Genomic DNA, 21,980 nt, shown 5'->3' with positions numbered 1-21,980 from the left:
ATGCAATGGCTGAAGCAAAAGTATTGAGCGGCGCAGGTCTGCGGGGTCAGGTTGCCGGACAGACAGCCCTGTCCACCGTCGGCATGGCAGGCGCTGGCCTGACGTATCGTGGCTATGACGTGCGCGAGCTGGCTGCCGAAGCGCGCTTCGAGGAAGTCGCTTATCTGCTGCTCTATGGCGAGCTTCCGACCCAGACTCAACTGAGCGCTTATCTGCAGCGCCTCAAAGCGTTGCGCGAACTGCCGCAGGCGTTGAAGGAAGTGCTTGAGCGCATTCCGGCCGACACTCACCCGATGGACGTGATGCGCACTGGTGCGTCGATGCTGGGCACCCTTGAGCCGGAGCGCAGCTTCGAGCAGCAGCGCGACTCGACTGACCGCCTGCTCGCGGCCTTTCCGGCGATCATGTGCTACTGGTATCGCTTCAGCCACGAAGGCAAGCGCATTGACTGTGTGACCGATGAAGACTCCATCGGCGGGCACTTCCTGCACCTGTTGCTGGATAAAACGCCCAGCGAGCTGCACCGCAAGGTCATGGACGTGTCGCTGATCCTGTATGCCGAGCACGAATTCAATGCCTCGACCTTTACCGCACGGGTCTGCGCTTCGACCCTGTCGGACTTGTACTCCTGCATCACGGCAGCCATCGGGACGTTGCGTGGCCCGCTGCACGGCGGGGCCAACGAAGCGGCAATGGACATGATTCAGCGTTTCGGTTCGGCCGATGAGGCGACCCAAGGCACGCTGGGCATGCTGGAGCGCAAGGAAAAGATCATGGGCTTCGGGCACGCGATCTACAAAGAGTCAGATCCGCGTAACGAGGTGATCAAAGGCTGGTCGAAGAAGCTCGCCGATGAGGTGGGCGATACCGTGCTGTTCCCGGTTTCCGAGGCCATCGACAAGGTCATGTGGGAGCAGAAGAAGCTGTTCCCCAACGCCGATTTCTACCACGCCTCGGCGTACCACTTCATGGGCATTCCGACCAAGCTGTTCACGCCGATCTTCGTCTGTTCGCGCCTGACTGGCTGGGCAGCCCATGTGTTCGAACAGCGCAGCAACAACCGCATCATTCGTCCGAGCGCCGAATACACAGGCGTCGCGCAACGCAGCTTCGTGCCCATCCAGAGCCGCTGAGCCAGACGGGCAGGGGAGCCGCTGATGAGCTTCCCGCCCGCTTTTCGAAACCCTCCTGATGTCGCCAGCAATGAACCGAGCCCGCCATGAACAGTGAATTTCGCAAACCGCTTCCCGGTACCCGGCTGGACTATTTCGATGCCCACGCGGCCGTCGAGGCCATCAAGCCTGGCGCTTACGCCACGTTGCCCTACACCTCACGCGTATTGGCCGAAAACCTGGTGCGTCGTTGTGACCCGGCGACCCTGAACGCATCGCTGACCCAACTGATCGAGCGCCGCCGCGACCTGGATTTCCCCTGGTTTCCGGCACGTGTGGTGTGTCACGACATCCTTGGCCAGACCGCGCTGGTTGATCTGGCAGGCTTGCGCGATGCCATTGCCTCTCAAGGGGGGGATCCCGCGCTGGTCAACCCGGTGGTGCCGGTACAACTGATCGTCGATCACTCGCTGGCTGTGGAGTGTGGGGGCAATGATCCGCAGGCGTTCGAGAAGAACCGTGCCATCGAAGACCGTCGCAACGAAGACCGCTTCCACTTCATCGACTGGACCAAGCAGGCGTTCAAGAACGTCGAAGTGATTCCGCCCGGCAACGGCATCATGCACCAGATCAATCTGGAAAAAATGTCGCCGGTGGTTCAGGTGCTCGACGGCGTGGCCTTTCCCGACACGCTGGTCGGCACTGACAGCCACACCCCGCACGTTGATGCGCTGGGCGTGATCGCCATTGGCGTCGGCGGCCTGGAGGCTGAAAACGTGATGCTTGGCCGTGCGTCCTGGATGCGTCTGCCGGACATCATCGGTGTCGAGCTGACCGGCCGCCGCCAGCCCGGTATCACTGCCACCGACGTGGTGTTGGCCCTGACCGAATACCTGCGCCAACAGAAAGTGGTAGGCGCATACCTTGAGTTCTACGGCGAAGGCGCAGCCAGCCTTACGCTGGGCGACCGGGCGACGATTTCCAATATGGCACCGGAGTACGGCGCTACGGCGGCAATGTTCTCGATCGACTCGCAAACCATCGATTACCTGCGCCTGACCGGGCGCGAGGATGAGCAGGTCAAGCTGGTCGAGCTGTACGCCAGGCACACCGGGTTGTGGTCTGACAGCCTGCAGCAGGTTGAATATGAGCGGGTGCTGAGCTTCGATCTGTCCAGTGTGGTGCGCAACATGGCCGGACCGTCGAATCCGCATGCGCGTGTCGCGACCTCCGATCTGGCCGCCAGAGGCATCGCCGGGCAATGGGACGACGTGCCGGGTCAGATGCCCGATGGCGCGGTGATCATCGCGGCAATCACCAGTTGCACCAACACCAGCAATCCGCGCAACGTGATTGCCGCCGGCTTGCTGGCGCGCAATGCGAATCGCCTGGGGCTGACGCGCAAGCCCTGGGTCAAGTCGTCACTGGCACCTGGCTCGAAAACCGTGGCGTTGTATCTGGACGCCGCCGGGCTGACCACCGAACTTGAGCAGTTGGGTTTCGGCGTGGTCGCGTTTGCCTGCACGACCTGCAACGGCATGTCTGGCGCGCTGGATCCGGTCATCCAGCAGGAAATCATCGACCGTGACCTCTACGCCACGGCGGTATTGTCCGGTAATCGCAACTTTGATGGACGCATCCACCCTTACGCCAAACAGGCGTTTCTCGCCTCGCCGCCGCTGGTGGTCGCTTACGCAATCGCCGGCACGATTCGTTTCGATATCGAAAAGGACGTGCTGGGGGTTGTCGATGGCAAGGCGATTCGTCTGATGGACATCTGGCCTGCAGACGAAGAGATCGACGCCGTTGTGCAGGCGTCGGTCAAACCAGAGCAGTTCCGGCAGGTCTACATCCCGATGTTCGCCATCGAAGAGCACACCGGGCCGAAAGTCGAGCCGCTCTATGACTGGCGCGCGATGAGCACTTACATCCGTCGTCCGCCTTACTGGGAAGGCGCGCTGGCCGGGGAGCGCACGCTCAACGGCATGCGTGCGCTGGCGGTGCTGCCGGACAACATCACCACGGATCACCTGTCGCCCTCCAACGCGATCATGCTCGACAGCGCCGCAGGCGAGTACCTGGCGAAAATGGGCGTGCCCGAGGAAGACTTCAACTCTTACGCGACCCACCGCGGCGATCACCTGACCGCACAGCGTGCCACCTTCGCCAACCCGCAACTGGTCAACGAAATGGCCGTGGTGGAGGGCAAGGTCAAAAAAGGATCGCTGACCCGGATCGAGCCGGAAGGCCAGGTCACGCGCATGTGGGAAGCCATCGAGACCTACATGGCGCGCAAGCAGCCGCTGATCATCATCGCCGGTGCCGATTACGGTCAGGGTTCATCCCGTGACTGGGCGGCCAAGGGCGTGCGGCTGGCGGGTGTCGAGGCGATTGCCGCCGAAGGCTTCGAGCGTATCCATCGCACCAACCTGGTGGGCATGGGGGTATTGCCGCTGGAGTTCAAACCGGGCACCAGCCGCCTGACACTGGGCATCGATGGCAGCGAAACCTTCGACGTGGTGGGTCAGCGGACCCCGCGTGCGACCCTGACCCTGGTGATCAACCGCAGGAATGGTGAGCGCCTGGAGGTACCGATGACGTGCCGTCTGGACACCGCTGAGGAACTCTCCATCTACGAGGCGGGCGGCGTATTGCAGCGTTTCGCGCAGGATTTCCTCGAGGCGACGGTGTCTTGAAAACAGAGCAGCACTGATCGTGCCCACGCAGCGCATGGGCACGATCAAAACAAAAGTGTCTGAGTGAATACATACCCCTTGGGAGGCGGCTTGCCGGCGATGGCGTCAGTTCAGTCAGTGATGTGTTGCTTCAGAAAAAGCATCGCCGGCAAGCCGCCTCCCACAGTTCGCTGGTTGCCGCGAGACTTGTCTGTAGCGATGAGCGCGGGGCATGGCAACGATCAATAACCGGGACAGGAACAGGCATGACTCATTTACCGCAAATCAGAATTCCCGCCACCTACATGCGTGGGGGGACCAGCAAGGGGGTGTTTTTCAACCTGCTTGATCTGCCCGAAGCTGCTCAGGTCCCGGGTCCGGCCAGGGATGCATTGCTGCTGCGCGTGATCGGCAGCCCCGATCCCTATGAAAAGCAGATTGACGGCATGGGCGGGGCAACATCCAGCACCAGCAAGACAGTGATTCTGTCGCGCTCCGACAAGGCCGATCATGATGTCGATTACCTGTTCGGTCAGGTGTCCATCGACAAGCCTTTCGTCGACTGGAGCGGCAACTGCGGCAACCTGTCGGCAGCGGTCGGTTCGTTCGCGATTCTCAGCGGTCTGGTCGATGCCGGCCGCATTCCGCAGGACGGCATCGCCATTGTGCGTATCTGGCAGGCCAATATCGGCAAGACCATCATCGCCCACGTGCCGATCAGCAAGGGTGAGGTGCAGGAAACCGGTGATTTCGAGCTTGATGGCGTCACTTTTCCCGCCGCCGAGGTTCAGTTGGAGTTTATCGATCCGGCAGCGGATGAAGAGGGCGCCGCAGGTTCGATGTTCCCTACGGGGCATCTGGTCGATGACCTTGAGGTGCCGGGTGTCGGTACGCTGAAAGCGACGATGATCAACGCAGGCATCCCGACCATCTTCATCAACGCCGCCGATATTGGTTACACCGGCAGCGAGCTGCAGGGGGATATCAACGGCAGTCCCGAAGCGTTGGCGAAGCTGGAGACCATTCGGGCTCACGGGGCAGTGCGCATGGGGCTGATCGCTCATATAGATGAAGCGGCACGTCGGCAGCACACACCCAAGGTCGCTTTTGTCGCTCCGCCGTCTGGCTACGTGTCGTCAAGCGGCAAAGCGGTCGCCGCGCAGGACATTGATCTGCGGGTGCGCGCCGTGTCCATGGGCAAGCTGCATCACGCAATGATGGGCACGGCGGCGGTTGCCATCGGCACGGCCGCCGCTATTCCGGGCACACTGGTCAATCTGGCGGCTGGTGGCGAAACGCGTGTTGCGGTGCGGTTCGGTCATCCGTCCGGCACCTTGCGAGTAGGGGCTGAAGCGCACCAGCAGGATGGCGAGTGGAAAGTCACCAAAGCCATCATGAGCCGCAGTGCCCGGGTGCTGATGGAGGGTTGGGTGCGGGTGCCGCAACCTTAAGGATGGAAATACGCGGATTGATCGTGCCAATGCACCGCGTTGGCCCCGATCCCGCTGAATAAACGCACCACTCGTGGGAGGCGGATTGCCGGCGATGGCGTCAGTTCAGTCACTGATGTGTTGCTGCAGAAAAAGCATCGCCGGTAAGCCGCTTTCCACAATAAATTGCTTTAATTCAAAGAGTTACGCGTTTTTATGGGGCTGGATTGCTCTGTTCGGCAATCCAGCGAAATGGCCCTTACTTGAACCGCCGCTCCACTCCTTTCTCAACCAGCACCTTGGCGGAGATTTCTTCCACGGAAAAGTGGGTTGAATTGATGTTCGGGATGTTTTCCCGACGAAACAGGTTCTCCACTTCCCGCACTTCGAATTCGCACTGCGCAAAGCTTGAATAACGGCTGTTGGGTTTGCGTTCGTGACGAATGGCCGTCAGGCGGTCAGGGTCGATGGTCAGGCCGAACAGCTTTTCGCGATGCTGCTTGAGCGCGGCGGGCAGTTGCAGGCGCTCCATGTCGTCTTCGGTCAGCGGGTAGTTGGCTGCGCGGATGCCGAACTGCATGGCCATGTACAGACAGGTCGGGGTCTTTCCGCAACGCGAGACGCCAACCAGGATAATGTCGGCCTTGTCGTAATAATGCGTGCGTGCGCCGTCGTCATTGTCCAGCGCGAAATTGACAGCCTCGATGCGCTCCATGTAGTTGGAGTTGTGACCGATGGAGTGCGATTTGCCCACCGAATACGAGGAGTGTGAACTAAGCTCCTGTTCCAGCGGGGCCAGAAAGGTCGAGAAAATATCGATCATGAAGCCGTTGGAGGTGGCCAGGATCTCCCGAATGTCCTGATTGACGATGGTGTCGAAGATGATCGGCCGGACATCGTCCTTGTCCGCGGCGTTGTTGATTTGTTGTACCATCGCCCGCGCTTTCTCGACGCTGTCGATATAGGGCCTGGTGAACTTGTTGAACGTGATGTTTTCAAATTGCGCTAACAGGCTTTGACCCAGGGTTTCAGCCGTGATCCCGGTCCCGTCGGAGATGAAGAAAGCGGATCGTTTCATTTGCGCTCCTGGCCTTAAGCAGTTGACGATTCTTGGATATCATAGGCGCGCTTGCGGGCCCTGAGGGTCTGCATTCTCACCTATTTTGAAGGTTCAGGCTTGCGCCCGACCCGAAACGCCCGCGGCCACGTGACAGTGGCTTGGGTGAATGAGCTTTTCCCAACAACAAACACAGTTAGTGGAGAGATCACCTTGGTAGAGTACGTAGTTTCCCTCGATAAGCTCGGCGTCCATGATGTGGAGCACGTGGGAGGCAAGAACGCATCCCTCGGCGAAATGATCAGCAACCTCGCAGGTGCTGGCGTTTCAGTACCTGGTGGCTTCGCGACTACGGCCCAGGCCTACCGTGATTTCCTTGAGCTCAGCGGTCTGAACGATCAGATCCACGCAGCCCTGGATGCGCTTGATGTCGACGACGTCAACGCTCTGGCCCGCACCGGCGCGCAGATTCGTCAGTGGATCATGGAAGCCGAATTCCCCGAGAAGCTCAACGCCGAGATCCGCACGGCCTTTGCCGCGCTGTCGGCAGGCAACCCGAATCTGGCCGTTGCCGTGCGTTCTTCCGCCACCGCTGAAGACCTGCCTGACGCCTCCTTCGCAGGTCAGCAGGAAACCTTCCTGAACATCCGCGGCGTCGAAAACGTCATTCGTGCTGCCAAGGAAGTGTTCGCCTCGCTGTTCAATGACCGTGCCATTTCCTACCGTGTGCATCAGGGCTTCGACCACAAGCTGGTGGCGCTTTCTGCGGGCGTGCAGCGCATGGTGCGTTCCGAAACCGGTACCGCAGGCGTGATGTTCACCCTGGATACCGAATCGGGCTTTCGCGACGTGGTGTTCATCACCGGTGCCTATGGCCTGGGTGAAACGGTTGTGCAAGGTGCCGTGAACCCCGACGAATTCTACGTACACAAGGACACCCTGGCGGCTGGCCGCCCTGCGATACTGCGTCGCAACCTGGGCAGCAAGGCCATCAAGATGATTTACGGCGAAGAGGCCAAGGCCGGTCGTTCGGTCAAGGTGATCGACGTCGAGCCTGCCGACCGTGCGCGTTTCTGCCTGAGCGATGCGGAAGTGTCCGAGCTGGCCAAGCAGGCGATGATCATCGAGAAGCACTACAAGTGCCCGATGGACATTGAATGGGCCAAGGATGGTGATGACGGCAAGCTCTACATCGTTCAGGCGCGTCCTGAAACCGTGAAGAGCCGTGCCTCGGCCAACGTCATGGAGCGCTACCTGCTCAAGGAGACCGGCAAGGTGCTGGTCGAAGGGCGTGCCATCGGCCAGCGTATTGGCGCGGGCAAGGTGCGGATCATCAAGGACGTGTCCGAGATGGACAAGGTGCAGGCCGGTGATGTGCTGGTCTCCGACATGACCGACCCGGACTGGGAACCGGTCATGAAGCGTGCGAGCGCCATCGTCACCAACCGTGGCGGCCGTACCTGCCACGCGGCGATCATCGCCCGTGAGCTGGGCATTCCGGCTGTCGTCGGCTGTGGCAACGCCACTCAGTTGCTGCAGGACGGGCAGGGCGTGACAGTGTCCTGCGCCGAGGGCGACACCGGTTACATCTTCGAAGGCGAACTGGGCTTCGACATCAAGACCAACTCGGTCGATGCCATGCCTGAATTGCCGTTCAAGATCATGATGAACGTCGGTAACCCCGATCGCGCCTTCGATTTTGCCCAGTTGCCCAATGCCGGTGTCGGCCTGGCGCGTCTGGAGTTCATCATCAACCGTATGATCGGCGTGCACCCCAAGGCGCTGCTCAACTACTCGCTGCTGCCCCCGGAAATCAAGGACAGCGTCGACAAACGCATCGCCGGTTATGACGATCCGGTCGGTTTCTACGTCGAGAAGCTGGTCGAAGGCATCAGTACCCTGGCCGCCGCCTTCACACCCAAGAAAGTCATCGTGCGGCTGTCGGACTTCAAGTCCAATGAGTACGCCAACCTGATCGGCGGCAAGCTGTACGAGCCGGAAGAAGAAAACCCGATGCTGGGCTTCCGCGGCGCATCACGCTACATCAGTGAAAACTTCCGCGATTGCTTCGAGCTGGAGTGCCGCGCGCTGAAACGTGTGCGTGAGGACATGGGCCTGACCAACGTCGAGATCATGGTGCCGTTCGTGCGCACCCTGGGCGAGGCGAGTCAGGTGATCGACCTGTTGGCGGCCAACGGCCTGAAGCGCGGCGAAAACGGTCTGCGCATCATCATGATGTGCGAATTGCCGTCCAACGCGATCCTGGCTGAAGAGTTCCTCGAGTATTTCGACGGGTTCTCCATCGGCTCCAATGACCTGACTCAGTTGACCCTGGGCCTGGACCGTGACTCCGGCGTCATCGCGCACCTGTTCGACGAGCGTAACCCTGCGGTCAAGAAGCTCCTGTCCAATGCCATTCAGGCCTGTAACAAGGCTGGCAAGTACATCGGCATCTGCGGTCAGGGCCCTTCCGATCACCCGGATCTGGCCCGCTGGCTGATGGATCAGGGCATCGAGAGTGTTTCGCTCAACCCCGATTCGGTGCTGGAGACCTGGTTCTTCCTGGCCGAGGCGCAAGCACCGGTCTGATGTGACGCGAAAAAGCCCTTGGCCGTCTTGATGGTTCAGGGTTTCAGCAAAAAGAGGCGGTTTTTTCGGAAACCGCCTTTTTTATGCGGCGCGACAAGGCGTTCCTGTGCGCAGTTTCATCCAGTCTGTCAGAGGCGACCCGATGCCTTTGAATTTCCGAAAAGAGCAATATGCAAAGCAGCAGCCATCTATTTCCCGTTGCCTTGATCAGTGCCGAGCGTCGCGGCGACCTGGTCGAGGACGTTTATCGCCTCAAGCCTGCCAACAGCCCTGATCCGAGCGTCGAACTGGCCGTGACCCGCCTGGGTCTGGTCGAACAGGCTCATGGGCGGGGCGTGCCGGTCATTCTGGTACACGGCAGTTTCTCCAACCGCAGGTTCTGGTACTCGCCCAAGGGCATCGGGCTGGGACCATTGCTCGCGCGTGCCGGTTATGACGTGTGGATCCCCGAAATGCGTGGGCACGGGCTGTCGGCGCGCAACCAGAACTATCGTGCCAATTGTGTGGCCGATTACGCCCGCTACGACCTGCCGTCGATTGCGGCGTTTGTGCAGGAGCAGAGCGGGCAAGTGCCGCACTGGATCGGTCATTCGCTCGGCGGCACGACATTGGCGGCGGCGCTGGGCGGCGGGTACCTGGGCGTTGCGAGTGCGGCGTCGGTGGCGCTGTTCGGCAGCCAGGTCAGTCGCACGTACTGGCCGCTCAAGATCCCGCCGCTGCAATGGTCCGGTCGACTGTTGCTGAAACGTTTCGAACACGTATCCGGGCCACGTTTCAAGCGCGGGCCGGAAGATGAACCCATGGGTGTGTTGCTGGAGAGCATGCGCTGGCATGGTCTGTTCGGGCGCTTTGGTGATCGGCACAGCGATTGGTGGGCGGGTCTGAAAGGTGTACAGGTGCCTGTGCTGGCAGTGGCAGCGGTCGGTGATCATCAGGATCCGGTCTGGGCCTGTCGCGCGCTGTTCGAACAGATCGGGTCGGATCGCAAGCAGTTCCTCTGTCTGGGGCGTGAGCACGGGTTCAATGAAGATTTCGGGCACGTGCAAATGCTCGTCAGCAAAGGCGCGCAGCAACAGGTCTGGCCGCGAGTGATCGATTGGTTGCGCGAGCAGTCTGTTCCTGAACAGGGTGCAGAGTTTCAGGTGGCGGTAGGCAGTTAGCGATTAAATTCACTATGCTGCGCGGTACGCTGGATCTGCACCCTTCTTGCGCCCATGCCTTGATGACAGGAGTTGACCTCATGCACTACCTCACCCCCGATCTGTGTGACGCTTATCCAGACCTGGTACAGGTTGTCGAACCGATGTTCAGCAATTTCGGTGGCCGCGACTCGTTTGGCGGCCAGATCGTCACCCTCAAGTGTTTCGAAGACAACTCGCTGGTCAAGGAGCAGGTTGCGCTGGACGGTAAAGGCAAGGTGCTGGTGGTCGACGGTGGCGGCTCGCTGCGTTGCGCAATGCTGGGCGACATGGTGGCCGATAAAGCGTCGAAGAATGGCTGGGAAGGCGTGTTGATCTACGGTTGTGTACGTGACGTGGACATGCTGGCCCAGACCGACCTGGGCGTGCAGGCGCTGGCCAGTCACCCGAAAAAAAGCGAGAAACGCGGCGTCGGTGAGCTGAATGTGCCAGTCACGTTCGGCGGTGTGACCTTCAAGCCGGGCGATTACCTGTATGCCGACAACAATGGCGTGATCATTTCTCCTTCTCCTCTGACCATGCCGGAATAAGCGACGTATTAATGTTCGATGAAGCAAACGCGCAGTGGGGGCTGGTGCATGCCCTCGTATTGGACGGTAAAGGCGGAGCGCGTTTCATTGCTCGAACCGAACTTCAGGATCTTCAGTTGCAGCCGCAGGAAAGCCTGTGGCTGCACTGGGATCGCAGCCATCCGCAAACCCACACATGGCTGCGCACTGCCAGCGGGCTGAGCGAGTTTGCCTGCAACCTGTTGCTTGAAGAAAACACCCGGCCCCGGTTGCTGGCCTTGCCGGATCAGGAATTGCTGCTGTTTCTGCGTGGCGTGAACCTCAACCCCGGTGCCGAGCCGGAAGACATGGTGTCGGTGCGCATTTTTGCCGCGGCCCAGCGGGTGATCTCCCTGCGGCTGCGCCCTCTGCGTGCGACGGAAGAGCTGATAGAGCTGCTGGGTCAGGGCAAGGGGCCGAAAACAGCTTCAGAGTTGATTCTTTACCTGGCCCAGTACCTGACTGACAAGGTCCAGGATCTGGTCGGCGAGTTGACCGAATCGGTCGATGAGGAAGAAGAAAAGACCGATGCCGACGAATGGTACAGTCCCGAGCACGGCAAGCTGTTGCACATCCGTCGTCGCGCAGCCGGACTGCGCCGTTTTCTGGGGCCGCAGCGCGATATCTACGGCCAGCTTTCGCGCATCAAACTGACGTGGTTCTGTGACGATGATGCCGACTACTGGAATGAGCTGAACAACAGTCTGACCCGTTACCTGGAAGAACTCGAACTGACCCGAGAGCGAGTCGGGCTGCTGCTTGAGTCCGAAGACCGGCGTCTGCGCGAGCACATGAACCGCACCATGTATCGCTTCGGCATCATCACCGGAATCTTCCTGCCCATGAGCTTTCTGACCGGCCTGCTGGGCATCAACGTCGGCGGTATTCCGGGGGCTGAAAACCCTTACGGTTTTCTGGTTGCGTGCGGCCTGATCGTGTCGCTGGCGGCGGGGCAGTGGTGGCTGTTCAGGCGATTGCGTTGGGTATAAGGCTTGCACCCTTAAGATTTTTTCATGCTGCACGTGTGACTCGTTCTGAATGTGTCACGTCTTTGACTGACATTGCGTGAGGTGCCTGATGCACGATCCGTTCGAAGAATCTTTACGTGACATGCTTAAATCTTCATCCTCCAGCCGGGATGACGATGCATGTCTGGGGCGAGTCCTGAAAACCGCCAACCGCCAGGTCGGTGCAGGCGTGTTGTTCGGGCTGCTGGGTCGTTGGTCCGAGGCGATGATGATCGCACTCAACAACGGCTCCGCCCATGTCGCTCCCGTTTCCCGTCGCACCGTGAACGGTGCCCGTTCTACCGATAAGGCTGATTGAGCATGGAATTGAACCTCTGGACGCAGAGTCTTCTTGCTGCAATGACTGCATTGTGGACTAAAGTCGCAAACTTCATCCCGAACCTGTTCGGCGCGCTTGTCGTGGTGCTGCTGGGTTTTGCCGTGGCCAAGCTGCTCGACGCGCTGCTGTCCAAACTGCTCGCCAAGCTGGGGCTGGACCGACTGGTCGGTGGCACCGGTCTGACCAAAATCCTGGGGCGCGCCGGCGTCAAAGTGCCTATCTCCACGCTGATCGGCAAGATCGTCTATTGGTTCGTGCTGTTGATCTTTCTGGTTTCGGCGGCCGAGTCGCTGGGCCTGCAACGTGTTTCCGCGACACTGGACATGCTGGCGCTGTATTTGCCCAAGGTCTTTGGCGCCGCGCTGGTACTGCTGGTGGGCGTGCTGCTGGCGCAGCTGGTCAACGGTCTGGTGCGCGGTGCAGCCGAAAGCGTCGGTGTCGATTACTCGGCAGGCCTTGGGCGAATCGCTCAGGGACTGGTCATTATCATCAGTATTTCTGTCGCGATCAGTCAGCTTGAGGTCAAAACCGACCTGCTGAATCATGTGATTGTGATTGCGTTGATTACCGTTGGTCTGGCAGTTGCCCTGGCATTGGGGCTTGGAAGCCGCGAAATCGCGGGTCAGATCATCGCCGGAATTTATGTGCGTGAGCTCTATCAGGTAGGCCAGCAGGTGCAGATAGGCGACACCGAAGGTCAGATAGAGGAAATCGGTACGGTCAAAACGACCTTGCTGACAGACGAGGGGGAGCTGGTGTCTTTTTCCAACCGCATCCTTCTCGAGCAGAGAGTAAGCAGCCGTTAAGCGGCGAACCTGCTAATCTATGCCGCCCCAGTTGCCGGAACGGGCCGTGGCGGACATTGACCTGACTGTCGGCAAGATTCGTTTTGAATAAACCTCAACCGCTTTCGACGCGCTACGAACCCCGCGATCTCTCTGATGAGGAGCTGGTCGCGCGCGCACACGTTGAGCTGTTCAACGTGACCCGGGCGTATGAAGAATTGATGCGTCGTTACCAGAGAACACTTTTTAACGTCTGTGCACGTTATTTGGGGAACGATCGCGATGCTGACGATGTCTGTCAGGAGGTGATGCTTAAGGTCTTGTATGGATTGAAGAATTTCGAGGGAAAGTCGAAGTTCAAAACCTGGCTTTACAGCATCACCTACAACGAGTGCATCACTCAGTACAGGAAGGAACGGCGTAAGCGTCGCTTGATGGACGCTTTGAGTCTGGATCCGCTTGAGGAAGCGTCGGAAGAAAAGACGCCAAAACCTGAGGAGCGGGGCGGTCTCGATCGCTGGCTTGTGCACGTGAACCCGATCGATCGGGAGATTCTGGTGCTGCGATTCGTCGCAGAACTTGAATTCCAGGAGATTGCAGACATTATGCACATGGGCTTGAGCGCAACGAAAATGCGTTACAAGCGGGCGTTGGACAAATTACGTGAGAAATTTGCAGGTATCGCCGAAACTTAACGGCGAGCAAATATCTCTAACGAACTGGCAAGGTCTGGTAGACTCGCCGACGAGTTGTCCCCGGTTATGCGGGACTGCTTTATAATCATCAGATGGGGATTTAACGGATGAAACTGAAAAACACCTTGGGCTTGGCCATTGGTACTATTGTTGCCGCAACTTCTTTCGGCGCTCTGGCACAAGGCCAAGGCGCGGTCGAAATCGAAGGCTTCGCCAAGAAAGAATATTACGACAGCGCTCGTAACTTCAAAAACGACGGCAACCTGTTCGGCGGCTCCGTTGGCTACTTCCTGACCGATGATGTTGAACTGCGTCTGGGCTACGACGAAGTTCACAACGTCCGTAGCGACAGCGGCAAGAACATCAAGGGCTCCAACACTGCCCTGGACGCTCTGTACCACTTCAACAACCCGGGCGACATGCTGCGTCCTTACCTGTCTGCCGGTTTCTCTGACCAGAGCATTGGCCAGGACGCTCGTGGCGGCCGTAACGGCTCCACCTTCGCCAACGTTGGCGGCGGCGCCAAGCTGTACTTCACTGACAACTTCTATGCCCGTGCAGGCGTTGAAGCTCAGTACAACATCGACCAGGGCGACACCGAGTGGGCTCCTAGCGTCGGTATCGGCGTAAACTTCGGCGGCGGCAGCAAGAAAGTTGAAGCTGCTCCGGTTGCTCCAGTTGCTGAAGTCTGCTCCGACAGCGACAACGACGGCGTGTGCGACAACGTCGACAAGTGCCCAGACACCCCAGCCAACGTAACCGTTGACGCTGATGGCTGCCCGGCAGTTGCTGAAGTGGTTCGTGTTGAGCTGGACGTGAAGTTCGATTTCGACAAATCCGTAGTCAAGCCTAACAGCTACGGCGACATCAAGAACCTCGCTGACTTCATGCAGCAGTACCCACAGACCACCACCACTGTTGAAGGTCACACTGACTCCGTCGGTCCTGACGCTTACAACCAGAAGCTGTCTGAGCGTCGTGCAAACGCCGTTAAGCAAGTTCTGGTCAACCAGTACGGTGTTGGCGCTAGCCGCGTAAACTCGGTTGGTTACGGCGAATCCCGTCCAGTTGCTGACAACGCAACTGAAGCTGGTCGCGCAGTTAACCGTCGCGTAGAAGCAGAAGTAGAAGCTCAAGCTAAGTAATTAGCCGCTCCTACTGAAAAGCCCGGCTCCGGCCGGGCTTTTCTTTGCCTGCGATTTGAGGATAAATAGCCGCTTTCATCCTGCCGGGACCCATCCATGCCCTTCGCCGACACCCTCCTTGCGTTTGCCTTTGCCGCGACGCTGCTGACGCTGACGCCCGGCCTCGACACGGCCCTTATCCTGAGAACCGCAACGGTAGAAGGCAAGCAGCAGGCGTTTCGCGCGGTCCTGGGTATCAATGCAGGCTGCCTGTTGTGGGGCGCAGTGGTAGCGTTCGGGCTGGGTGCGTTGATCGCGGTGTCGGAACTGGCCTATAACGTCTTGAAATACTGCGGCGCTGCCTATCTGGCCTGGCTAGGATTGGGCATGCTGCTTCGACCTCGAACGTCACTGTCATCGGTTCAGGTGAACGGACGACCAGGGGCCAATTGGTTTTTCAAAGGAATGATGGGTAATGTCCTGAATCCCAAGATGGGGGTTTTCTACGTCTCGTTTCTGCCGCAATTCATTCCACAGGGCCAGCCGCTGGTTGCCTGGACGTTTGGCCTGGTCAGCATTCACATCGTGATCGGATTGCTCTGGTCGATGATTCTGATCGCCGCCACCCACCCGCTGGCCGCAGTGTTGCGGCGCGAGAAGGTGATTGCCTGGATGGATCGTGCGACCGGCGTGATCTTTGTGCTGTTCGCCGCACGCCTGGCGCTCAGCAGGCGTTAAGCCGCAAGCGTTGAGCGCGTATCAACCAACCTGCCGGTGCAGATCGCTCAGCAGGGTGTGATGGGCCTCAGTGGACGCTGCCACTTCGCCTATTACCAGAATGGCGGGACTCTTGAGTTCGAATGCTGTCGCGTCGTGCTGCATGTTCGCCAGGGTACTGCGGCATTCGCGTTGCCATGGCAGCGAGGCGTTTTCAATCATGGCCACGGGCATGTCCGCGCTCATGCCGCCTGCCAGCAGGTTCTCACGAATGTCCGGCAGTTTCGCCACGCCCATATACACCACCAGCGTCGTACCGGTTTGTGCCAGTGCCTGCCAGTTGAGACTGCTGTCGTCCTGCGTATGGGCGGTGACTAGCGTCACACCACGGCTGATGCCACGCAGTGTCAGTGAAATTCCGCACTGTGTAGCGCCCGCCAGACCCGCCGTGATGCCGTTGACCAGCTCCACGTCTACGCCGCGTTCCTGCAACCACTGCGCTTCTTCGCCGCCCCGACCAAAGATGCACGGGTCGCCGCCTTTGAGGCGTACCACGCATTTGCCTTGACGCACGTAGCGCAACATCAGGCGATGAATGAAGGCCTGTGGCGTCGAGCGGCAGCCGCCGCGCTTGCCAACCGGGATGATCCGCGCAGCGGGGCAGTGTTCAAGCACGGCGGTGTTGACCAGATCATCGATCAACACCACATGCGCCTCGCGCAAGGCCCGTACGGCCTTGAGCGTCAGCAATTCAGGGTCACCCGGACCTGCGCCCACCAGCCAGACTTTTGCGCTCATGCTGCGTACCTCATTCAGTGACCATCAGGGTATTGATCAGTCTTTTTATTTCCGGGACGCAGGACCCGCACTGGGTTCCGCAGCCTAGTTGTTTCTTGAGTTGATTCAGATCCAGGCCGTTTTCGATGCCTTTCTCGACCGCGCTTTGCCTGACGTTCATGCAGTTGCACAAGGTCTTGTCACGTGTCGCGCAGCCGTCCTTTCCCGGCTCGCTGCTCAGCGGCGCGAGCAGCCAGCGGCGCAGTGGCGCATCGACGCGCTCTTCCAGCCAGAGTGTTTGCAGCCAGTGCCGGGCCAGCGTCTCACCGGCCAGGCGAATGGCTGTGATGCGCCCGTTATCGATTCGCACCCGCTTGCCAATGGAGCGTTCGGGGTCGTCGTAGGCCAGCACCGGGCCCTCGTCCACGCCTAGCAGGGTATCGATTTCGCGCAGCAGACTGGCCTCGGGCGCAATCGCGCTGGCGGCACGAATCACCAGCGCCGGGCGCTCCCGGCCTGCCAGGCCCAGGCTCAGGTAAGTGAATGATCCGCACAGCGTGCGCAAGCGCTCCCATTGCTGTTGCACGTCGCCTTCGACCAATGCGAAGAACTGCCACGCCAGCCCGGCTTTCTCGATTCTGACCCCGGAATGCTTGAGTTCCGGCTGTTTCGAGATCGGATCAAAGGCCGGTTGGGTCAGGACGTTCACGCCGCCCTTGAGGAAGCGATCACCCCAGTGCATGGGCAGGAATGGCTGGCCGGGACGCACGCTGTCATCGCTGCTCACTGGCAAGTACAGTTCACCGCGACGGCTGATCAGTTTGATCAGGTCGCCATTCTGCAACGCGTGAAGCTGCAGGTCATCAGGGTGCAGACTCAGCGCTGCTTCACTGACATGACCAAACAGCCGTGCGGCAGTGCCGGTGCGACTCATGCCGTGCCACTGATCACGCAGGCGGCCGGTGTTGAGCGTCAGCGGGAATCGGGTATCGCGCAGTTCCCTGGCTTCGATGTAGGGCTCGCTCAAGAACTGAGCCCGGCCCGACGCGGTCGGGAACACGCCGTCGGCGTACAGGCGCGGTGTGCCGACGCTGGCGCCCTGCGGGAACGGCCATTGCTGCGGACCTTCGCGGTCGATGAGCGCCCGGTCGATGCCCGACATGTCCAGGTCGCGCCCGGTGGTCAGGCCTTTGAATTCATCGAACAGCATTGCCGGATTCTTGAAGTCGAACAGGGCCGGCGCGTCGGGCAGCAGCCGCTGTTGCAGGCGTTGGGCGAAATCCACCGTGATCGCCCAGTCCGGGCGTGCCTGGCCGGGCGCCTGGATGGCTTTGCGCACGTTGGAAAGGCGTCGCTCGGAATTGGTGACTGTGCCTTCCTTTTCACCCCAGCTTGCCGCAGGCAACAGCAGGTCGGCAAAGCGCGCGGTTTCGGTGGTCTTGAAAGCCTCCTGCAGCACCACGAACGGGCAGGTCTCAAGCGCCGCCCGGATTCTGTTCTGGTCGGGCAAGGATTGCGCGGGGTTGGTACAGGCAATCCACAGGGCCTTGATCTTGCCGCTCTGCAGTTGTTCGAACAGTTCGATAGCCGACAGACCGGGGTTGCCCGGCAACTCGTCAACCCCCCAGTACTGCGCCACTTCAGCGCGATGCTCCGGGTTGGCGGCGTCGCGATGGCCTGGCAGCAAGTTGGACAGGCTGCCGGTTTCACGCCCGCCCATGGCATTGGGCTGACCGGTGAGCGAAAAGGGCCCCGCACCGACGCGACCGATCTGGCCTGTGGCGAGATGGATGTTGATGAGTGCGCTGTTCTTGGCGCTGCCGGCAGTGGACTGGTTCAGTCCCATGCACCACAGCGACAGGAAGCTCGGCGCTTCACCTATCCAGCGGGCGCAGGTCAGCAGTTGCTCAATCGGTATGCCGCACCGTTGCGCAACGCTTTCTGGCGGGTAATCGCGCACCAGGGTTTCCAGCGCTTCGTAGCCCTGTGTGTGTGCGGCAATAAAGACCGGATCCACAAGGCCTTCACTCATAAGCACATGCACAATGCCGTGGAACAGCGCGACGTCAGTGCCAGGCTGAATCGCCAGGTGCATATCTGCCAGCTCGCAGGTGTCGGTACGACGTGGATCGATGACGATGACTTTCATCTCGGGCCGACGGCTTTTGGCTTCTTCCAGGCGACGAAACAGAACCGGATGGGCGTAGGCCATGTTGCTGCCGACGATCAGCACGCAATCGCTCAGCTCAATGTCTTCATAGCTGCACGGCGGTGCGTCGGCACCCAGACTGCGTTTGTAGCCGGCTACGGCCGACGACATGCACAGCCGCGAGTTGCTGTCGATGTTATTGGTACCAATCAGGGCGCGGGCCAGCTTGTTGAAGGCGTAGTAGTCCTCGGTCAGCAACTGGCCGGAAATGTAGAACGCAACACTGTCGGGGCCGTGCTCGCGGATGCTGTCGGCGAACACCGTGGCGGCGTGTTCCAGTGCGGTGTCCCAGTCGGTGATGCTGCGGGCCAGGCCTTTGCTCAAGCGTAATTCCGGGTACAGCGCGCGCGCGTCAATATCGCCGGTCAGGTGCAGGCTCGACCCCTTGCTGCACAGTTTGCCGAAGTTGGCCGGGTGCTGCGGATCGCCGCTCACGCCCAAAATATTCTGTCCATCATGCTCGATCAGCACGCCGCATCCTACGCCGCAGTAGCAGCAGGTGGAGGCCGTGATCTGGGTCGGCTGCAGAGTCAGGCGGGTCATGCGCAGGCTGCCTCGGCGAGTACGGCTTCGCCGAACATCAGGTGATTGCGAATCGCATCGATGCCTTGGCCGTCACGAATCTGTTTCAAGTACCAGCTGCCATCGGCGGTGTCGCCATACAGGCAAGCGCCCACCAGCACATCATTCTTGATGACCAGCTTTTTGTAGATGCCGCTGATGGGATCCGACAAGGTGATGCACTCAGTGCCTTCGCCGCCCAGAAAATCGCCAGCCGAGAACAGGTCGATGCCCGTCACTTTCAGCTTGGTCGACGTCACCGAGCCCCGATAGCGTGCAAAACCCAGTTGCGCGAGGTGATTGGCGCAGACCCTGGCCTGTTCGAACAGAGGCGCCACAAGGCCGTAAGCGATGCCGCGATGGCTGACACATTCGCCGATGGCGTAGATACGCGGGTCATAGGTCTGCAGCGTGTCGTTGACCAGAATGCCTCGGCTGCAGGGCAGGCCCGCCTGTTCGGCCAGTTCAGTGTTAGGGCGAATGCCGGCGGCCATCACCACCAGATCGGTATCGATCACCTCGCCATTCTTGAAGCGCACCGCCTGAACCCGGCCCTGATCGTCGCCCAGCAAGGCTTCGGTCTGCTCGTTGAGGCGAAAGCTCAGACCGCGCTTCTCCAGTGCCGCTTGAAGCATCAGGCCGCTGGTTTTGTCCAGTTGGCGCTCAAGCAGAGTCTGGCCGTTGTGAACCACGGTGACCTGCATGCCGCGCATGCTCAGGCCATTGGCCGCTTCCAGACCCAGCAGGCCGCCACCGATGACAACCGCGCGTTTGTGTGTGGCGGCGGTTTCGATCATTTCCCGGGTGTGGCCGATGTCGCGATAACCGATCACACCGTCCAGTGTGTTGCCGGGAATCGGCAGGATGAACGGGCTTGAGCCGGTCGCGATCAACAGGCGGTCATAATGGGCCTGTGTGCCGTCATCCGCGATGACCAGACGCTTGATGCGATCGATCCTGACCACGCGGCGATTGAGCAGCAGTTGAATGCCGTTGGTTTCGTACCAGGCCAGGTCGTTGAGCACGATGTCTTCGAACGTTTGCTCGCCCGCCAGCACCGGTGACAACAAGATGCGGTTGTAGTTGGGGTGTGGCTCGGCGCCGAAGACCGTGATGTCGTACAGGTCTTCGCTCAATTTGAGCAACTCTTCGAGTGTGCGCACTCCGGCCATGCCGTTGCCAATCATCACCAGTTTGAGTTTTTTCATCGGGCCTCCGAGTCACCATCAAGGGTGTGCTCGACAAATTGCGCGCAAACAAAAAAAGGCGTCCCGTCAGTTGCCTGACGAGGACGCCTTTGTCCGGTCCCGTTCTCTCGGGAAACGCTGCCTTCATCGTTGAGGGCGGCGCAGTATGAAACTTCTGAGAGGGACCATGCAGTGGTTGTGCCAACTTGTTCGGGGCCGCTAAAGCGGGGCGCTGAGCCAGGAGCCCTGTTCGTGCCTGCACTGCCTTGAGGCGTGTTGCACAGAAGCGGGGCGGGCCTGTTGCTCAGTGCCCCCCAATCAACCAGATCACCGCGACCAGATTAATCAGCAGCGAAACCAGCGCCAGGCTGCGCCAGACCTTCAATGGCTCGCGTTCCAGCAGCGGACGCGGACGCGCCACTGTCGGGCGTTGTTCGGCCTGGTCCAGTTCCAGCAACCACTGCTCGGCCGTCTCATAACGCTGAGCGGGATTGGCCTGCACCGCCTTGTCCAGACTCTGACTCAGCCAGAGTGGCAGGTCAGGCCGGTAGCGGCTGGCCGGAATCGGTGTGCCAAAACGACGATGCTGAAAGGCTTCGATCTCACCATAGGGATACTGGCCGGTCAGCAGGTAATAAAGGGTCACGCCGACCGCGTACAGATCCTGTTGCGGAGCCGGCTCGGCACCGTTGAAGGCTTCCGGGGCAATGTAGCTCGGTGTGCCCGGCAGTTCATCGGCATTGGCCGCCGACAGACCCGGACAGAACGCAAGGCCGAAATCTAGCAGCCGTAATTCATTGTCGTGCGCCAGCAACAGGTTTTCGGGCTTTATGTCGCGATGAATGATGTTGCGTCGATGCAGCAGGCCTGTGGCCCGCAGCAGGCGGGTGGTCAGATCCTGCCAGTGTGCGAGTGGCAGCGGTCCGCTCAGTGCAAAGCTATCTGCAAGCGTGCGCCCGCTGTATTCGCGCATGGCGTAGTACAGGTGCTGGCGTTCAGGCAGCGGATGCACTTCGGGGAAAAAGCGGCCGGCAACCCGGCGCAGAAACCACTCCTCAAGCAGAAGTCCCTGGCCGGCACCCGGTTCGTCATGCCGGGCACTCGGCAGGGTCTTGAGCAGCCAGGGCTGGCCATGGCTATCGTGGGCGCGGTACAGGATGGACTGGCGCGACTGGGCGACCACGTTGCCGACGCTCCAGCCTTCGAAGGTCTGGCCGGGCTTGAGCGCTGGCGGCAAGGGCCATTGTTGCAATTGAAGCAGGGCATCGCCCAGATCGTCCTCACCCAGGCTATCGACCTGAATGAGCAGGGCGCTGGCGTTGTCCTGACTGCCGGCCAGGTGCGCAGCGCTGACCAGCGTCCTGACAGCGTCATCGAGGTCATCCTGCTCGGTCAGGATCGAACGGATGCTCGTGTCGCCCAGCGTTGCCCAGATGCCATCGCTGACCAGCAGCAAGCGCTCACCCTCACACAGCTCGCCGTCCAGATAATCCATGACCACGTACTGGTCCAGGCCCAGCGCGCGCTTGAGCACGTGCTGCATGTCGGCCTGTTCCCACACGTGGTCTTCGCTGATGCGTTTGAGCTTTCCGGACTGCCAGCGGTAGGCGCGGCAATCGCCTACGTGGGCGAGGGTGAAGCGCCTGCCGCGCAGTACCAGCGCACTGAGGGTGGTCAGCAAGCCGTTGGCCAGCAACCAGCGGTTCTGGGCAAGCAGCAAACGATCCAGTGACTGGGCCACGCCCCATGTCTCAGGCGTCGCGTAGTAATCCAGCGCCAGGGCTTGCAGGGTCGACTGCGCGGCCAGTGCACCATCGGCGCACTGGCTGACGCCGTCGGCAAGGGCGAACAGATAGCCCTTGCTGGCGGCCAGCGCCGGAACCGGAGTGACCAGGCGCAGCGCGTCCTGATTCTCCGCTCGTGGACCGCTGGCGCTGTACTCGGCAAAACGCAGGTGCAGCGTCATCG

Annotated in this window: 16 protein-coding genes and 1 pseudogene; 12 read left to right on the top strand and 5 right to left on the bottom strand. The window is 60.2% G+C overall.

What is annotated here, in order from left to right:
- Nucleotides 1–5: 5 nt before the first annotated feature.
- From prpC to prpF, 3 genes are all read left to right on the top strand, one after another.
- Nucleotides 6–1,133, top strand: coding sequence for a bifunctional 2-methylcitrate synthase/citrate synthase (gene prpC / locus BUB69_RS18730; protein WP_073169343.1), 1,128 nt, complete (start codon nt 6–8; stop codon nt 1,131–1,133).
- Between the two features lie 86 nt (nt 1,134–1,219).
- Entirely contained in the window at nt 1,220–3,808 is a 2,589-nt protein-coding gene (acnD, locus tag BUB69_RS18725) for a Fe/S-dependent 2-methylisocitrate dehydratase AcnD (RefSeq protein WP_073169341.1), read from the top strand.
- 245 nt (nt 3,809–4,053) lie between these two features.
- On the top strand, nt 4,054–5,238 hold the full coding sequence (gene prpF / locus BUB69_RS18720) for a 2-methylaconitate cis-trans isomerase PrpF (protein ID WP_073169339.1): 1,185 nt from the start codon (nt 4,054–4,056) through the stop codon (nt 5,236–5,238).
- Between the two features lie 238 nt (nt 5,239–5,476).
- Here prpF and ppsR read toward each other — a convergent pair whose 3' ends face one another.
- A complete protein-coding gene (gene ppsR, locus BUB69_RS18715) occupies nt 5,477–6,295 on the bottom strand; it encodes a posphoenolpyruvate synthetase regulatory kinase/phosphorylase PpsR (RefSeq protein WP_073169337.1) in 819 nt (272 codons plus the stop codon).
- A gap of 192 nt (nt 6,296–6,487) precedes the next feature.
- Here ppsR and ppsA point away from each other — a divergent pair, with 192 nt between their 5' ends.
- The 9 genes from ppsA (at nt 6,488) to BUB69_RS18670 (ending at nt 15,299) form a co-directional block, all read left to right on the top strand.
- The gene (gene ppsA, locus BUB69_RS18710) at nt 6,488–8,863 is read left to right on the top strand and encodes a phosphoenolpyruvate synthase (protein ID WP_073169335.1); all 2,376 of its coding nucleotides are present in this window, start codon (nt 6,488–6,490) and stop codon (nt 8,861–8,863) included.
- A gap of 170 nt (nt 8,864–9,033) precedes the next feature.
- Complete coding sequence (locus tag BUB69_RS18705; RefSeq protein ID WP_073169333.1) at nt 9,034–10,023, top strand: alpha/beta fold hydrolase; 990 nt, start codon at nt 9,034–9,036, stop codon at nt 10,021–10,023.
- A gap of 80 nt (nt 10,024–10,103) precedes the next feature.
- Nucleotides 10,104–10,592 (top strand): ribonuclease E activity regulator RraA, encoded by a 489-nt coding sequence (gene rraA / locus BUB69_RS18700; RefSeq protein ID WP_024695352.1) that lies wholly within the window; start codon nt 10,104–10,106, stop codon nt 10,590–10,592.
- 11 nt (nt 10,593–10,603) lie between these two features.
- Nucleotides 10,604–11,599 (top strand): zinc transporter ZntB, encoded by a 996-nt coding sequence (locus BUB69_RS18695; protein ID WP_024688567.1) that lies wholly within the window; start codon nt 10,604–10,606, stop codon nt 11,597–11,599.
- An 88-nt stretch (nt 11,600–11,687) separates the two neighbouring features.
- Nucleotides 11,688–11,936, top strand: coding sequence for a hypothetical protein (locus tag BUB69_RS18690; protein ID WP_024688566.1), 249 nt, complete (start codon nt 11,688–11,690; stop codon nt 11,934–11,936).
- 2 nt (nt 11,937–11,938) lie between these two features.
- Nucleotides 11,939–12,763 carry a mechanosensitive ion channel family protein gene (locus BUB69_RS18685; protein ID WP_073169331.1) on the top strand — a complete coding sequence of 275 codons (825 nt, stop codon included), beginning with the start codon at nt 11,939–11,941 and terminating at the stop codon, nt 12,761–12,763.
- Between the two features lie 83 nt (nt 12,764–12,846).
- Nucleotides 12,847–13,437: an RNA polymerase sigma factor SigX gene (gene sigX, locus BUB69_RS18680; RefSeq protein ID WP_024688564.1), complete on the top strand. Its 591-nt coding sequence runs from the start codon at nt 12,847–12,849 to the stop codon at nt 13,435–13,437.
- A 107-nt stretch (nt 13,438–13,544) separates the two neighbouring features.
- The gene (locus tag BUB69_RS18675) at nt 13,545–14,582 is read left to right on the top strand and encodes an OmpA family protein (protein WP_073169329.1); all 1,038 of its coding nucleotides are present in this window, start codon (nt 13,545–13,547) and stop codon (nt 14,580–14,582) included.
- 96 nt (nt 14,583–14,678) lie between these two features.
- Complete coding sequence (locus tag BUB69_RS18670) at nt 14,679–15,299, top strand: LysE family translocator (RefSeq protein ID WP_073169326.1); 621 nt, start codon at nt 14,679–14,681, stop codon at nt 15,297–15,299.
- A gap of 21 nt (nt 15,300–15,320) precedes the next feature.
- Here the strand turns inward: BUB69_RS18670 and cobA are convergent, their stop codons facing one another.
- The 4 genes and pseudogenes from cobA to BUB69_RS18650 form a co-directional block, all read right to left on the bottom strand.
- Nucleotides 15,321–16,076, bottom strand: a complete 756-nt coding sequence (gene cobA, locus BUB69_RS18665; protein WP_073169324.1) for a uroporphyrinogen-III C-methyltransferase — start codon at nt 16,074–16,076, stop codon at nt 15,321–15,323.
- A 10-nt stretch (nt 16,077–16,086) separates the two neighbouring features.
- The gene (locus BUB69_RS18660; RefSeq protein WP_073169322.1) at nt 16,087–18,807 is read right to left on the bottom strand and encodes a nitrate reductase; all 2,721 of its coding nucleotides are present in this window, start codon (nt 18,805–18,807) and stop codon (nt 16,087–16,089) included.
- 11 nt (nt 18,808–18,818) lie between these two features.
- Nucleotides 18,819–20,033: pseudogene (locus tag BUB69_RS18655) on the bottom strand (NAD(P)/FAD-dependent oxidoreductase); the annotation flags it as partial.
- 283 nt (nt 20,034–20,316) lie between these two features.
- Nucleotides 20,317–21,978, bottom strand: a complete 1,662-nt coding sequence (locus BUB69_RS18650; protein ID WP_073169318.1) for a bifunctional protein-serine/threonine kinase/phosphatase — start codon at nt 21,976–21,978, stop codon at nt 20,317–20,319.
- Nucleotides 21,979–21,980 lie beyond the last annotated feature (2 nt).

This window comes from Pseudomonas asturiensis (assembly GCF_900143095.1).
Classification (GTDB): domain Bacteria; phylum Pseudomonadota; class Gammaproteobacteria; order Pseudomonadales; family Pseudomonadaceae; genus Aquipseudomonas; species Aquipseudomonas asturiensis.
The sequence above is the reverse complement of the archived record's forward strand: the minus strand, read 5'-3'. Positions and strand labels throughout refer to the sequence as shown.